The 13,882-nt window shown below is 58.7% G+C and carries 13 protein-coding genes; 5 read left to right on the top strand and 8 right to left on the bottom strand.

Annotated features, from left to right (window positions below; translation table 11 throughout):
- Positions 1-82: 82 nt before the first annotated feature.
- Complete coding sequence (gene waaA / locus PLD_RS17905; protein WP_159895030.1) at positions 83-1,363, bottom strand: lipid IV(A) 3-deoxy-D-manno-octulosonic acid transferase; 1,281 nt, start codon at positions 1,361-1,363, stop codon at positions 83-85.
- A 22-nt stretch (positions 1,364-1,385) separates the two neighbouring features.
- Positions 1,386-2,270: a LysR family transcriptional regulator gene (locus PLD_RS17900; RefSeq protein WP_178116230.1), complete on the bottom strand. Its 885-nt coding sequence runs from the start codon at positions 2,268-2,270 to the stop codon at positions 1,386-1,388.
- 109 nt (positions 2,271-2,379) lie between these two features.
- On the opposite strand from PLD_RS17900, the gene PLD_RS17895 reads away from it, so the two are divergent.
- The 4 genes from PLD_RS17895 to PLD_RS17880 all read left to right on the top strand — a co-directional run bounded on the left by PLD_RS17895 (position 2,380) and on the right by PLD_RS17880 (position 5,820).
- Complete coding sequence (locus PLD_RS17895; protein WP_159895026.1) at positions 2,380-2,712, top strand: multidrug efflux SMR transporter; 333 nt, start codon at positions 2,380-2,382, stop codon at positions 2,710-2,712.
- 110 nt (positions 2,713-2,822) lie between these two features.
- On the top strand, positions 2,823-3,998 hold the full coding sequence (locus PLD_RS17890) for an FAD-binding oxidoreductase (RefSeq protein WP_159895024.1): 1,176 nt from the start codon (positions 2,823-2,825) through the stop codon (positions 3,996-3,998).
- The gene (locus tag PLD_RS17885) at positions 3,995-4,807 is read left to right on the top strand and encodes an aldo/keto reductase (RefSeq protein WP_159895022.1); all 813 of its coding nucleotides are present in this window, start codon (positions 3,995-3,997) and stop codon (positions 4,805-4,807) included. Before PLD_RS17890 ends, PLD_RS17885 begins: the two co-directional genes overlap by 4 nt.
- Positions 4,808-4,848: 41 nt before the next feature.
- On the top strand, positions 4,849-5,820 hold the full coding sequence (locus PLD_RS17880; RefSeq protein WP_159895020.1) for a metal ABC transporter ATPase: 972 nt from the start codon (positions 4,849-4,851) through the stop codon (positions 5,818-5,820).
- Between the two features lie 48 nt (positions 5,821-5,868).
- Here PLD_RS17880 and hldE read toward each other — a convergent pair whose 3' ends face one another.
- The 4 genes from hldE to PLD_RS17860 all read right to left on the bottom strand — a co-directional run bounded on the left by hldE (position 5,869) and on the right by PLD_RS17860 (position 10,916).
- Positions 5,869-7,302, bottom strand: a complete 1,434-nt coding sequence (gene hldE / locus PLD_RS17875) for a bifunctional D-glycero-beta-D-manno-heptose-7-phosphate kinase/D-glycero-beta-D-manno-heptose 1-phosphate adenylyltransferase HldE (RefSeq protein WP_159895018.1) — start codon at positions 7,300-7,302, stop codon at positions 5,869-5,871.
- A 134-nt stretch (positions 7,303-7,436) separates the two neighbouring features.
- Positions 7,437-7,634 carry an adenylyl-sulfate kinase gene (locus PLD_RS17870; protein WP_371929095.1) on the bottom strand — a complete coding sequence of 66 codons (198 nt, stop codon included), beginning with the start codon at positions 7,632-7,634 and terminating at the stop codon, positions 7,437-7,439.
- A 285-nt stretch (positions 7,635-7,919) separates the two neighbouring features.
- A complete protein-coding gene (msbA, locus tag PLD_RS17865; protein WP_159895016.1) occupies positions 7,920-9,728 on the bottom strand; it encodes a lipid A export permease/ATP-binding protein MsbA in 1,809 nt (602 codons plus the stop codon).
- 15 nt (positions 9,729-9,743) lie between these two features.
- A complete protein-coding gene (locus tag PLD_RS17860) occupies positions 9,744-10,916 on the bottom strand; it encodes an O-antigen ligase (RefSeq protein WP_159895014.1) in 1,173 nt (390 codons plus the stop codon).
- Between the two features lie 147 nt (positions 10,917-11,063).
- Between PLD_RS17860 and PLD_RS17855 the strand changes: the two genes are divergently transcribed.
- A complete protein-coding gene (locus PLD_RS17855) occupies positions 11,064-11,630 on the top strand; it encodes a toluene tolerance protein (RefSeq protein ID WP_256674669.1) in 567 nt (188 codons plus the stop codon).
- On the opposite strand, the gene PLD_RS17850 is transcribed toward PLD_RS17855, so the two are convergent.
- Positions 11,619-12,716: a glycosyltransferase gene (locus PLD_RS17850; protein ID WP_159895010.1), complete on the bottom strand. Its 1,098-nt coding sequence runs from the start codon at positions 12,714-12,716 to the stop codon at positions 11,619-11,621. The two genes, PLD_RS17855 and PLD_RS17850, sit on opposite strands and share 12 nt — an antisense overlap.
- 127 nt (positions 12,717-12,843) lie before the next feature.
- Positions 12,844-13,800, bottom strand: a complete 957-nt coding sequence (locus PLD_RS17845) for a glycosyltransferase (RefSeq protein WP_159895008.1) — start codon at positions 13,798-13,800, stop codon at positions 12,844-12,846.
- Positions 13,801-13,882: the final 82 nt, after the last annotated feature.

The raw sequence follows: 13,882 nt of genomic DNA, 5'->3' as shown, positions 1-13,882 counted from the left end.
GGCCTTTTTCATGGTGAGACGGCTGTGGCAGGAGCCCTTTGCGGCCGCTGCGCAGCCTGCGCAAGGTGCTACAGAAAGACGATCAAGGCCTGTTCAAGAGGCGATCAAGACCATCCAGCAGCCGCTGCAAGGCGCCCTGATTGGCCTTGAGCACCTTGAGCCCGGCCTCGGCCATCTTCTGCGCATCCCGGGGCAACTCGAACAGGCGCTGCACCGCCACCGCCAGCCCCTCGGCGTCATCCACCTCCTGCAGGGCCCCGGCCTCGCGCAGCATCGCGGCGATTTCCAAAAAGTTGAACAGGTGCGGCCCGCTGATCACCGGCTTGGCCAAAGCGGCAGGTTCCAGCAGGTTGTGGCCGCCATTGGCCACCAGACTACCGCCGACAAAGGCGCTGTCGGCCAGGGCATAGAGGAACAGCAACTCGCCCATGGTGTCCCCTAGCAACACCGACGCAGAGGCCGTCACCGGCTCTCCAGCGGAGCGGCGAACGGTCGCGAAGCCCTGTTGTTGGCACAGCTCGAACACCGCGTTGAATCGCTCCGGATGCCGCGGCACCAGAATCAACAAGGCATTAGGGTAACTGGTCAGCAATTGCCGATGAGCCTCCAACACCACGGCATCTTCACCTTCGTGGGTACTGGCAGCGATCCAGACCGGACGCTCCATGGCCTGCCATTGCTGTCTTAACTCGGTAGCCCGCTGAAGCAATTGCGGATCGATGCTTAGATCGAACTTGATCGAGCCCGTCACCTCCACGGTTTCAGGACGGGCGCCCAACTGACGGAAGCGCTCGGCTTCGGCTTCGGTCTGCACGGCGAACAAGCTCATCTGCGCCAACATCGGCGCGGTCAGGCCGGCAAAGCGCCCGTACCCCTTGGCCGAACGCTCGGACAACCGAGCATTGGCCAGGGCTACCGGAATCCCGCGCCGAGCGCACTGGTCGATGTGGTTGGGCCACAGTTCGGTTTCCATGATCACCGCCAGCTTGGGCTGCACTCGATCGAGAAACCGCGCGGCGGCGCATGGCAGATCGTAAGGCAGGTAGCAATGCTGGATGCGCGACTCATCGGCGAACAGCGCCTGAATGCGTTCAGAGCCGGTGGGGGTCATGCAGGTCACGGTCATCGGCAGTTGCGGATAACGGGCGAGCAGCGCGCGGATCATCGGTGCCGCGGCAATGCTCTCGCCCACCGACACCGCGTGCACCCAAATGCCGCCACGGTGCATGCTCGGTAAACCGAGAGAGAACCGCTCGCCAATGCGCTTGGCATAAGCCGGTGCTTTACGCGAGCGCAGCCACAGCCGAATCGCCACCAATGGCAGCCCCAGGTAAAACAGTGCGGTGTACAGAGTTCTATTCATGGCGGCGGAGTTTATCGGTTTTTTAGCCGATCGCCTTCAGATGCACGGCAAAACGTTCCGCCAGCCAGCACGCCGCAGGCCCCAGAGGTTCGTCGCGGCGCCAGGCCAACTCCACCACCAGCGCCGGCGGAGTCCACTCGCTGACCAGTTCGACCATCTGATGCTGGTAGGCCGGGTACTGCACCACATGCCGCGGCAGCCAGGCCCAGCCCAACCCTCGCATCAGCCACTCGGCCATGACGTAAAAGCTGTCAGCCCGCCAGACCTGTGGACTGACCTGCTCGCCGCCGGGGTAACCGCTGAGCTGGGGAGCAATCAACAACTGCCGGTGCCGGGCCAGCAGTTGGCGGTTAACCCGTTTTTCATGGGCCAGCGGATGCCCCACGGCACACACGGTGACCATTTCAACGCTGCCCAGGGCCTGGCGTTCCAGGGTTTCTGGCATCTGCTCATGGTGGAACAGCAGCCCCAGGTCGGCCCGGCGCTCCACCAACTTGCGCGCCACATCGCCCTGGGCGCCACTGGCCAGTTGCACCTCCAGGCTGGGAAAGCGTTCGGCCAGGGCTTCCAGACTGTCGAGCACCGGCTGATAGGGCATCGCCTCGTCCTGGGCCAGGCGCAAGCGCGCTTCCTGCCCTCGCATCAAGGCCAGGGCCCGGCCATTGAGGCGATCGCACTGGCGCAGAATTTCCCGCGCCTCCTGCAACAAGGCACTCCCGGCGTCGGTGAGCTTGGGCTGACGACCGCTGCTACGCTCGAACAGACTGACCCCCAGATCATCCTCAAGCAGGGCAATCGCACTGCTGATGGCCGATTGTGCCTTGCGTTGCTGGCGAGCCACCGCCGAAAACGAACGCAGCTCGGCAACACCGACAAATAGCCGCAACTGCTCCAGATTCCACTGCATGTCCATCAGAAACCTATCTCCATATCAGATAGGTAATGACTTTACCGCATCTGCACAACCCCTAGAATGCCGACCTCAGAAAAGCAGCCCCAGACACGAGGAACCTCCCATGAACGCTTACTACTACCTGGCCATCGCCATCTGCGCGGAAGTGATTGCCACTGTTTCAATGAAAGCGGTCAAGGGCCTGAGCACACCGCTGCCCCTGGCGCTGATCATCGTCGGCTACGGCGTGGCCTTCTGGATGCTGACCCTGGTGGTGCGCACCGTTCCGGTAGGCGTGGCCTATGCGGTATGGGCCGGCATGGGCATCGTCATGGTCAGCATTGCCGCGCTGTTTCTCTACGGTCAGAAGCTGGATATCCCGGCCATGCTGGGGATGGCGCTGATCGTCACCGGCGTGGTGGTGATCCAACTGTTCTCGAAAACCGTCGGGCATTAAAAAGCAGTCCCAAGCGACAAGCTTCAAGCGGCAAGAGTACGCGCCATGCTTGCAGCTTGAAGCTTGAGGCAGGAAACTTGCGGCTTCGTTTTGTTTACCGAGGTCGCTGCATGCCATCCGCTATTTCCACCGATGTGCTGATTGTCGGCGCAGGCGTCGCCGGTCTCTGGCTCAACGCCCGCCTGCGGCGCCAGGGCTATTCCACTGTACTGGTGGAAAGCGCCAGTCTCGGTGGCGGACAGAGCGTGAAGTCCCAGGGGATCATCCACGGCGGCGCCAAATACGCCCTGCACGGCGCTCTCACCGGTGCCTCGGAAGCCATCGCCGACATGCCCCGGCGCTGGCGCGAAGCCTTGGCCGGCACCGGCGAGCTGGACTTGTCCAGCGTGCGCCTACTGTCTGAAGCCCACTATCTCTGGTCCCCCGGCACTCTGGCCGGCAACCTCACCAGCTTCTTCGCCAGCAAGGCGGTGCGTGGCCGGGTCGATCAGGTCAAGGGCGAGCAACTGCCCCCGGCCCTGCAAGACAAGCGCTTCAAGGGCAAGGTCTACCGCCTGGCCGAACTGGTGGTGGATGTGCCGAGCCTGATCCAGCGTCTGGCCGAACTGGCAGGCGACGGCTTGCTGGCCGGACAGAAGATCGAACCGCTGGTGGATAACGATCAACTGGTGGGCCTGCGGGTCGATGAGCGGGAGATCCGCGCACAACGCATCGTCCTCAGCGCTGGCGCCGGCAACGCCGATCTGCTGCAGGCCATCGGCCTGAGCCAGCCAGCCATGCAACGGCGGCCGCTGCACATGGTGCTGGTCAAGGGCCCCAGCTTGAAACCGCTTTACGCCCATTGCCTGGGCGGCGGCTCCAAACCGCGAATCACTGTCACCACCCATCCGGCCGCCGATGGTCAGTGGGTCTGGTACTTGGGCGGCGATATCGCCGAAGCCGAGGGCGTGGCTCGAGAGCCTGCGGCGCAGATTGCCGCCGCCCAGAAGGAACTTCAGCAATTGCTGCCCTGGGTCGACCTCAGCCAGGCGCAATGGGCCACCTTACGGGTGGACCGGGCCGAGCCGGCGCAATCCGGGCTGACACGCCCGGACAACGCCTTTCTTGCCGAGCAGGATCGTCTGTTGGTGGGGTGGCCCACCAAACTGGCCCTGGCACCGGACTTCGCCGATCGGGTTCTGGTCGCACTGGAACGTGACGGCATTCGCCCTGGCCAAGGTGAAACACTGCCCGAACTGCCCAAACCGCCCCTGGCACAACCGGCCTGGGAGCAACTGCTGCCATGAGCCAGCCGACCCTGCACAACCTGCATCGCCCCATCGGCAGCACCGGCCTGATGGTTTCGCCCCTGGGCCTGGGCACAGTCAAACTGGGCCGCGATCAAGGGGTGAAATACCCTAGCGGCTTCCAGATTCCGGACGATGGCCAAGCGCACAGGCTGCTCACGTTGACCCGCGACCTGGGCATCAACCTGATCGACACCGCTCCCGCTTACGGTCGCAGTGAAGAACGCCTCGGCCCCTTGCTACGCGGCCAGCGTCATGAGTGGGTGATCGTCAGCAAAGTGGGCGAAGAGTTTACCGATGGCGTCTCGCGCCACGACTTCAGCGCCGCCCATACCCGGCTGTCCGTGGAGCGCAGCTTGCGACGCCTGGAAACCGACTTCATCGACTTGGTGCTGGTGCATTCCGACGGCAACGACTTGGCCATCCTCAACCAGAGCGAGGTCTACCAGACCCTGGCGCAGCTCAAGCAAGAAGGCAAAATCCGTGGTTTCGGGTTCTCCGGCAAGACCGTCGATGGCGGCTTGAAGGCTCTGGAACAGGGCGATTGCGCGATGGTCACCTACAATCTGAACGAACAGGCGGAGCAGGCGGTCATTGACTATGCTGCCGCCCATCACAAAGGCATTCTGGTCAAAAAGGCCCTGGCCAGTGGCCATGTATGCCTGAGTCCGGGCACCGATCCTGTGCGCGCCAGCTTCGAATTGCTGTTTGACCGTCCCGGCGTCGCCAGTGCTATTGTCGGGACCATCAATCCGCTGCACCTGGCCCATAACGTGAAGACCGTGGCGCAGGTCCTGGGCAAGAACTGATGCCGCCGACGCGGCCGACCCCGACGCAAGAAGGAGCCGATATGTCGCGACCGCTCATTAGAAAGAACCCCAGTAATTTCAAGACCCTGCCCCTGTTCGTCGAAGCGACCCCCGAGGGCCTCTGCTACCAAAGCGTGGGGATGCCGCTGAATTTCGCTCAAACCCTGCAGCGTCGACGCCCGGTGACGGTAGCCGACAACGAACGCTTCGCCCTGGAGCTGGCCAACCTCGGGGTCTCGGTGCGCCTGACTCTGCACTGGCAGAACCGCGACTATTGGGTTTTGGTGCGCCAACGACGCCAGGATCGCGGCGACGTGGTGCTCAAGCTGATCTCCGGCTATGTGCCTGCCCATGAACTGAACCTGCCACTGCACACCGCCATCCAGGAAATCGCTGAAGAGTGCCTGCTGGAAACCCCGGAAGGCTGGCTCGGCGGGCGCTTCAACGACACCTGGCTGCCCGCGCCCTATGCTGGAGCCCTGCATTACCGCGAGGCCCTGCCCTTTCGCCTGACCCCACTGTCCGGCGCGGCGCGCCCGGTACGTTGCGCCAACCTGCAATTACTGGAACGCCCAAGGGCCTATGTGCACCTGCCCACCGCTTCGCTGCAACTGATCTATGACCTGCGCCTGGATGTGCCCAAGGAAGCCAAATCCCTGAGCCTGTTCCATGTCGATGAGCGATTGGAAGGGGACCAATTGGTGGCGCGCCTGGACCGCAAGCGTCCGGACCTATACCTGATGCCGCTGGATAATGGCCAACCCTGTGCCGAGTTGTACACCTTGAAGAAAGATCAGTTGCACCCGGCCAGTACTCGCGGCTTGTATCTGGCAGAAAGCTTCGCCCAGCAGGACGGCTGGGTCGTCAGTGATGAACGGATTCGCTGGAAGGACTGGCTCAAACAACGGGGCCTGAACGAGCCGGAGAAAGACTCGAAACTTATACGCCTGACCGGCAAGGCCCGACAGATGCTGCGCAAGATTGTCCCCGAAAAGACCAGGCGCCAAGGCTGAGACAAAAAACGGCGCCCGCACAGGCGCCGTCGTGCCAGACAACCGCCCTTACTCGGCGCTGTCGGTCTTGCGAATTTTCTCGACAATGGCGGTGGTCGAGCTGTTCTCAACCAGCCCCAGCACCTTCACCGTGCCGCCATAAGCCGTGACGATATCGGCCCCCACCACCTGATCGATGGCGTAGTCACCGCCCTTGACCAAGACATCGGGCCGAACCTGGGACAGCAGGTTTTCCGGGGTGCCTTCAGGGAAGCTGATCACCCAGTCCACCGCCCCCAGCCCCGCCAGCACCGCCATCCGCCGATCGACGCTGTTGATCGGACGCCCAGGCCCCTTGAGACGACTGACCGAAGCATCGTCGTTGATCGCCACAATCAGCCGGTCGCCTTGGGCCCGCGCCTGCTCCAGGTAAGTCACATGGCCAGCGTGAAGGATGTCGAAACAGCCATTGGTGAACACGATCTTCTCGTTATGGGCCCGAGCATCATCGATGGCCAGCAACAGCTGGTCGAGACTCAACACACCGCGCTCGGAGCCTTCCTCACGCTGGATCGCCCGACGCAACTCGGGAGCACTGATCGCCGCCGTCCCCAGCTTGCCAACCACAATACCCGCCGCCAGATTGGCCAAGCCCACGGCCTGCGGCAGTTCTTCACCGGCGGCAATCGCTGCCGCCAGGGTGGAAATCACCGTATCGCCGGCACCCGTGACGTCGAACACTTCACGGGCACGGGCTGGTAGGTGCAGAGCAGGATAATCCGGACGCAACAAGGTCATGCCGTGCTCGCCACGAGTCACCAGCAGCGCTCCCAGCTCCAGATCCTGCATCAGCTTGGCCCCCTTGCTCACCAGTTCATGCTCATCAGCGCAACCGCCGACGATGGTTTCGAACTCGCTGAGATTGGGCGTGATCAGGCTGGCGCCACGATAAACGGAGAAGTCCTTGCCCTTGGGGTCGGCGAGCACCGGAATGCCCCGCGCCCGCGCGGCAGCGATCAACACCTGATGATTACGCAACGCGCCTTTACCGTAGTCGGACAGCACCAACACCTTGATCCCATCGAGCAAGGCGTCGACTTCGGCCGCCAACGCCTGGGCGTCGGTAGCGAAGGGTTCTTCGAAATCGATGCGCAGCAACTGCTGATGACGACTCATGACCCGTAGTTTGACGATGGTGGGCTGATGCTTGATGCGCTGAAACAGAGCACGCACCCCCGCCCCTTGCAGACTGTTGGCCAAACTTTCAGCGGCCTCATCATCGCCCGTCACCCCCACTAGGGACGCTGGAGCGCCGAGGGCAGCGATGTTCAGCGCAACGTTAGCGGCACCGCCCGGGCGGTCCTCAATTTGCTCGACCTTGACCACCGGCACCGGCGCCTCAGGGGAAATCCGTGAGGTACCACCATGCCAGTAACGGTCGAGCATGACATCGCCGACCACCAAGACAGGGGCTTGATCGAATCGCGGCATGGACAACTTCATGGAGCATCCCACATACAAAATGAACAGGGGCGCGATATTAACACAGGGTTGGTGCTGGCTCGTTTTAGAGGATTACATGGGATGGATCAGGCACTTGCCCTGATCGTTTTTTGAACACACGCCGCAAAATTGCGTCACGCCGTCGCCAATTCAACGCCATCGGTATTGATCACACAGTCGGCCTGATCCGCTGCCTCGTAATGACTGTCCAGCCCGGCGAATCCTTGATCCCCCAGCAACGCTGCCTGGTACAAGCCCTTAGGAACACGCCGGGGGCAAATATTGAACGGGGTACTAACGTAACTCTCAAAACACCGCCCAAGAGCAAACAACGCCCTGGCGGTGGCCCGATCGGCACTAAGCGGCAATACGGCCGAAAACAGCAACGATCAATCCAGCGTCCACCATCAAGCGTGCGACCTCGCCTATACGTCGGCTGATAAGTGCCTGAACAGACACTGCAACATTCCATTACCCACGCATAGAAAGTTAGCCCTCTCGCCCCAATTTCGAATCAAGGGGGCCAACCTAATAAACGTTAAGCAAAAAATTATTTGGTGTTGGTCAAGCGTGCAAGAACACCGATACAAACACCGGGGGACATTGCCCCCGGTATATCAGACAATATCGGTCGCTGCCGGCTCATCCAGGCCCATGGCGTGCAGACGCGAATAGTAGCCGCCTAACGCCAATAGTTCGATGTGAGTACCACGCTCGACTATTTCACCGTGATCCATCACCAAAATCTGGTCCGCCTTCTCGATGGTGGACAAGCGGTGCGCGATAACCAGGGTGGTGCGCCCTTTCATGACCTTGTCCAACGCCGCCTGAATGTGCCGCTCGGACTCCGTGTCCAGAGCCGATGTCGCCTCATCGAGAATCAGCAACGGCGCATTCTTCAACAATGCCCGAGCGATAGCCAAGCGCTGGCGCTGTCCACCCGAAAGGAGCACGCCATTTTCACCCACCTCGGTATCCAAGCCCTGGGGCAACTCAGCGATGAAATCCATGGCGTAGGCGTCTTGAGCCGCCTTTTCAATATCCTCACGCGGCGCACCAGCCAGGTCACCGTACGCAATATTATTGGCGACGGTATCGTTGAACAGCGTGACGTGCTGAGTGACTTGGGCTACGTGCCGACGCAGATTTCGCAACCGGTAGTCTTCGATCTCCACATCATCAAGCAGGATTTCCCCGGTTTCGTGATGGTAAAAACGCGGAATCAAGCTGGCCAATGTTGACTTGCCACTGCCAGAGCGTCCAACCAACGCGATCATCTGCCCCGGTGCGGCGCTGAATGAAATGTTCTTCAGCACCTCACGCTCCGCACCAGGATAAGTGAAGCTCAGGTTACGCACTTCAAGCCGACCGCTAATGCGATCACGCTCAACCGTTCCGCTATCGACTTCAGGCTCGACATCCAGTTGCTCGAAGATACTTTCAGCTCCTGCAACACCTTTTTGAATAGTCGAACTGACTTCCGACAGTTGTCGAATCGGCTTGGGCAGCAAGCCCGCTGCAGTGATATAAGCCACCAAATCACCTGCTGTTGCATCACCCCGCAAGAACAACACAAGAAACATCAATGAAGCCATGGCGGTGTAAATCACCAGCTGCAACATCGGGGTATAAACCGCGCCGGTCTTGATCATGCGCAGTTGTTTTTCGGTGTTGCCCTGACTGGCCGCAGCGAAGCGTTCCTCTTCATAGCGTTCACCACCGAAACTGCGCACCACTCGGTAACCCTGGATGGTCTCAGATGCAACATGCGTCACATCCCCCATCGCAACCTGAATTTTTTTGCTCTGTTTACGGAATTTCTTGCTGGTGTTGCCGACCATGAAGGCAATCACCGGCAAGATCGCCAACATCACCAGCGTCAGCTTCCAGTTCATCCATAGCAGATAGCCAAACAGGAACACCACCGTCAGGCCTTCGCGGATGACGACCTTAATCGCATCGGTAGCCGCGCCAGTGACCATGGTTACGTTAAAAGTAATGCGGGAAATCAAGTGCCCCGAGTTATGGGTGTCGAAATAACGATTAGGCAGCACCAAAAGCTTGTTGAACAGTTCAACACGCAGATCATGGACCAGACCCAAGGACACTTTGGCCAGATAGTAGTTACCCAGGAAAGACCCCAGCCCTTGCCACGCGGCGATCAGGATGATCAACAGCGGCACAGCCATCAGCAACTTCAGGTCTCTCAGATACGGAACAGTGGGGAAGAACACCACATCGGGATTGCTCAAGCCATCAACGAAGTATTTGAGAATCCCGGCAAGCATCGGCTGAGTGGACGCAAAGATCACGAAACCCACGATACTTACCAAGAACATGCCAATGTAAGGCCTTACATAACCCAGCAGCCTGAAATAAATCTTCAGGCTGGAATCCTGTTCCGCTTTAGGCGGTGCTTCACTCATCGTTGGGCTCACTGGTTAGGTAGAACGGCGAATTTTATCACAAGCCTCAGGCCTGGCCCGAGCCCAAACCAAAACACTGGCCAGCGCAACTGGAAACCAAGAGATGAACCACTCGGCCCGAGGTGTACCGGTCAAGCTAGCGGCATCGAACTGCATCGCCAGGAAAGAGAATACCCATATCCCGATGATGCCCTTGCCATAAAGGGTGTCACGCATCTTCCAGGCTTGCCACAGCACCCCGAACCACAGCCCGCACCACAGGAGCAGGCCCGGCAGGCCAAGCTCGATGGCTACGTGGGTGAATAGATTGTGGGAGTGATCAAAATAGAGGTTATCGGCAAAAACCCTATAGTCTCCCCCCAACCCCAAGCCGCCCCAGGGACGCTCAGCAATCATGTGCAGGGCCGCCATGAAAATTTGCGGGCGATAGGAGACGCCACGAGACAGGACCAGAGGTTCCATTACCCAGAAAACCAATAAAGCTGTCACGATCGCCGCAACAGCGATCAACGCGCTACGTCGGTCACGACACCAGATAGGCATCGCTACAACCGTCAAAAGCAACGCCAACGCGGCACCTCGGCTTTGGCTCATCACCACAAAAAGCCCGAGCAATCCCATTGCCAGGACCCAGGCCACTTGTATCCAGCGACCGCGAGGCACCCAATGCAGCATCCACACGGCAGCCAGGCCAATGACATAAGCACCGAGAATCGGATGGGAGAGCTGGCCAAGCCCTTCAAGACGGGCGTACCAGGCATTACCCTCAACGCCATAGAACCTGATCATTGCAATCAATGACGACAATGCCAGACCAAAGCCCCCCCATTGCATCAAGCGAATGACGCGCTCAGGTCGAGCGTCGGCAAACACTGGGAAGAACAGCAGAAAGACCCCGATATACAGCAGGCGCTTGGCCTCTCGGGAAGGGTCTTCAACGTTGGTCCACAGCAGACTGACGCCTCCCCACACCGCCATTAACAGAAGCATCAGGCAGATCCAGCGTTGCGAACGCCAGACTTCTTTAAGCCGCTCGCGGGCCGACCAGGAAAACACCATGGCTGGCAACCAGAGAAAGAGCACCAGCCCTTGTTGGTAAATCTTGTTGGTCGGTGCAAAAGCTATCGCCAGCAAAAACCACAGCCCCCCCAAAACCATCCATACCTGCGCCCAACGACTTGCTTGCATCACCTGCTCCTGAATAAGGCCAACCGACCAACCTGACATGGTTAAAACCCAAAACTTTCGGCATCATTACCGATCACTGTACCCGCGACTCCAACAAGGCTTCCGAAGATGCAATGTTCAAGGCTTTCCCAAGCCGCTTTAAATTCGATGACTGAAGGCGCCAGAATATTGGAGGCCGACAGCTACGGCCCTAAAGTCTACCTGCTGGCAGACGGCAACATCCTCAAACTGTTTCGCCGCAAACGTCTTTTTTCCTCAGCGCTGTTTCGCCCGTACTCCAAACGTTTCATTAACAATGCGGCGGAGTTGATCAAACGTGGCATCCCTACCTTGACCGTACTCCAGGTCTTTGAACTGACCGCGCCCGGCATGACTGCAGTGCTTTATCAGCCACTCCCTGGACAAACACTACGCCAGATTGCCGGCGGAGAAGGTTTTGATTGGCAACAAAACCTGGAGCCACTGGTGGAGTTCATACGTAGGCTGCATACCGCTGGCATCTACTTCCGCTCGTTACATTTGGGCAACATTGTCGTAACCCCCGAGAATGAGATGGGACTGATCGATGTTGCGGATATGCGTTTCTTGCGCGCGCCATTACCTCGCAAACTGGTCAAGCGCAACTTGCAGCATTTTGCACGCTATATTGCGCGTGAAGAGCTGAACGAAGGCTTTCCAATGCAAGCGCTGGAGCAAGCGTTACTACCGGCCTGAAAACAACCGTCGCGTAGTTTCTGCGAAGTCCTTCCAGGCCTGCTCCGGTGCAAGCGCCTGAGCCTGTTCCTCGACAGTCGCCTCAGGGGATAGAGAAAACGCACGTTCCATGAGGCGAGTCCAAGCCCCAACATCATTCGCAGGCGCATACAAACCAGCCGCGTCCAGTTGCTCCCGGAACACCGCGAGTTCACTGGTAAGCACTGGTGTACCGGCCATCACCGCCTCTTGCAGGATCAGCCCCAACCCCTCTTCCAACGAAGGAATAGCGATCCAATCAAATGCTCGGTAAAGCGTCGCAGCTTCCTGCAAATGACCGGGAAGGAAAACGCTCCCGCTCAACCCGAGACGCTCGACTCTGGCTTCAAGGGCTTGCCTCTCAGGGCCTTCGCCGAGGATCACCAAGCAGGCATCAGGGCGGTGTGCCGATAGCGCAGCAAACGCATCCAGCAAGCAAGCAAATCCCTTACCGTCCACCAGCCGACCTACGGCGCCTAGTACCGGCGCGCTTTCCAATGACAGGCCCAAGCGAGATCGTGCCTGTTCACGGGGAAGCATCGCAGCGCGAAAAGCGACAGGATCGTAGGCGCTGCGCAAGACCGTCACCGGCCGACGTAAATCACACTCAAGTGATTGCGCGAGGGTTTTCGACACCGCCGCGAACGTCAATTGAGCGTCAGAAAACGGCTCAAACAGCTGTCGATCACTGTGACGCAAGCGAGTAACACCATGAAAAAGAAGCACCACTCTCACCTTGGGTAAGCTCTTGAGCACCGGCAACAAAACCCGAGCCACGCCGATACCATCCAAGAGCACGACCTCAAGATCTTTAGGCAGGGCTTTTTTAAACCGCGCACGTATCAAGGGCGCAAGCAGCTTCCAAAGGTTTCGACCCTTGAGCTTTGCAGAAGAAAGGTTCCACTCGACAGCCTGATCGAGCAGCGCCCGATCCCCGGTAGCCTTGCCTTGAAGCAGCCAGGTGTTGATCAAAACACGACTGTCAGCCTGAGAAAGTATCTGATGATGAACCTTCTGCACCGAAGCGAACGCAGAGCCTCCGGCCCACATGATGTTAAGAATACTCATTGCAAAAACGACCTTCTGCTACGTTCTGGAGGCCCGCTGCTGACAACTCGATGAGCGCTTTGACAAGGATCTGCACATCGACCCATGAAAAATCAAAATGCCATCACGCATCACTGAAACGCTTATATCAAACACCCAGCTTCAAGCGCAGCCTTTCCAGCAGGCTCAAGGGGGCGCGCGGTCGCAGTGGCGGCTGCAGAGCATCGACAATTCGCCGCCCAATGTGAGCAAAACTGAACTGATTGACCGCCAAATCACGCCCGCTACAAGCGATATCCGCCGCTAACTGCGGATTGGCACGCAAGGCCGCCAGCTTGCTCTGCAACTGCGGGATGTCTTTGTAGAGCACTACATTGACCATATCTTGGAAACCGAGAGCCTGGTTTTCTGCCGCCCCTTGATCAAAAGCCAGCAAGACACAGCCACAGGCCATGGCCTCGAAGTTCTTGATCATGTATTCGCCCATACCGACATCGGCACTGACGAAATAACGAATTCGGTTAAGGGTTGCGCAGTATTCTTCACCCGAATTGGTTCGCGTGACCACCAACGACTCAACTTGTGCCAGTTCATCCAGCAATGCCTTACGACCGCTGTAAGCCACGCTGTTGGTACTACCGACAAACGCCAACTCGATATCACGCTCACGCCCTTGCTCCTGCAAAAGCGCTTGGTCATACCCCTTGGGCACGAATACCGCGTCAAAGCCTTCTTCGCGTAAACGCTCAGTCACCATATGTCCTGAACTGATCACCCGCACCCATGACAAACGGCGGTAATGAGCACTGAACTTGCCTGTGTACTTGCAGGCAATATAGTTCTGATAAGCGTCGTGCTCGAGAATCACAAGGTTAGGTACCGTGCGAATAAATCCGACCTGACGAATTTCTTGCTTGAACCGCAGGAAGAAGATGATCCGGTCATAACGGGTAACATCAACTTCCCGTCGAAAGTAACCGCGCAGATTGCGCTGTTCATCACTGCTCAACCAGCGCACATCACACTCGCAGTGCGAGGCCACGCCTTCGTACAAACGATCCAAAATAGCCCGTTGTTCTTTCTGCACCAGAAATAAAACTTTCATCATCTTCCTTTCGACACTGAGTAGTCCGATAAAAAGTCGAAATTACCCTGTTGTCTCAGTACAAGGCCGTTATAAAGCGAGA

It is taken from the genome of Pseudomonas sp. LD120, assembly GCF_009861525.1.
GTDB lineage: Bacteria > Pseudomonadota > Gammaproteobacteria > Pseudomonadales > Pseudomonadaceae > Aquipseudomonas.
The sequence above is the reverse complement of the archived record's forward strand: the minus strand, read 5'-3'. Positions and strand labels throughout refer to the sequence as shown.

Excerpts from the sequence above, each read along its gene's own strand:
- PLD_RS17890 (WP_159895024.1), top strand. The coding sequence starts at position 2,823 with ATGCCATCCGCTATTTCCACCGATGTGCTGATTGTCGGCGCAGGCGTC.
- PLD_RS17885 (WP_159895022.1), top strand. The coding sequence starts at position 3,995 with ATGAGCCAGCCGACCCTGCACAACCTGCATCGCCCCATCGGCAGCACC.
- PLD_RS17880 (WP_159895020.1), top strand. The coding sequence starts at position 4,849 with ATGTCGCGACCGCTCATTAGAAAGAACCCCAGTAATTTCAAGACCCTG.
- PLD_RS17900 (WP_178116230.1), bottom strand. The coding sequence starts at position 2,270 with ATGCAGTGGAATCTGGAGCAGTTGCGGCTATTTGTCGGTGTTGCCGAG.
- PLD_RS17845 (WP_159895008.1), bottom strand. The coding sequence starts at position 13,800 with ATGAAAGTTTTATTTCTGGTGCAGAAAGAACAACGGGCTATTTTGGAT.
- hldE (WP_159895018.1), bottom strand. The coding sequence starts at position 7,302 with ATGAAGTTGTCCATGCCGCGATTCGATCAAGCCCCTGTCTTGGTGGTC.
- waaA (WP_159895030.1), bottom strand. The coding sequence starts at position 1,363 with ATGAATAGAACTCTGTACACCGCACTGTTTTACCTGGGGCTGCCATTG.
- PLD_RS17850 (WP_159895010.1), bottom strand. The coding sequence starts at position 12,716 with ATGAGTATTCTTAACATCATGTGGGCCGGAGGCTCTGCGTTCGCTTCG.
- PLD_RS17895 (WP_159895026.1), top strand. The coding sequence starts at position 2,380 with ATGAACGCTTACTACTACCTGGCCATCGCCATCTGCGCGGAAGTGATT.
- msbA (WP_159895016.1), bottom strand. The coding sequence starts at position 9,728 with ATGAGTGAAGCACCGCCTAAAGCGGAACAGGATTCCAGCCTGAAGATT.
- PLD_RS17855 (WP_256674669.1), top strand. The coding sequence starts at position 11,064 with ATGACTGAAGGCGCCAGAATATTGGAGGCCGACAGCTACGGCCCTAAA.
- PLD_RS17860 (WP_159895014.1), bottom strand. The coding sequence starts at position 10,916 with ATGCAAGCAAGTCGTTGGGCGCAGGTATGGATGGTTTTGGGGGGGCTG.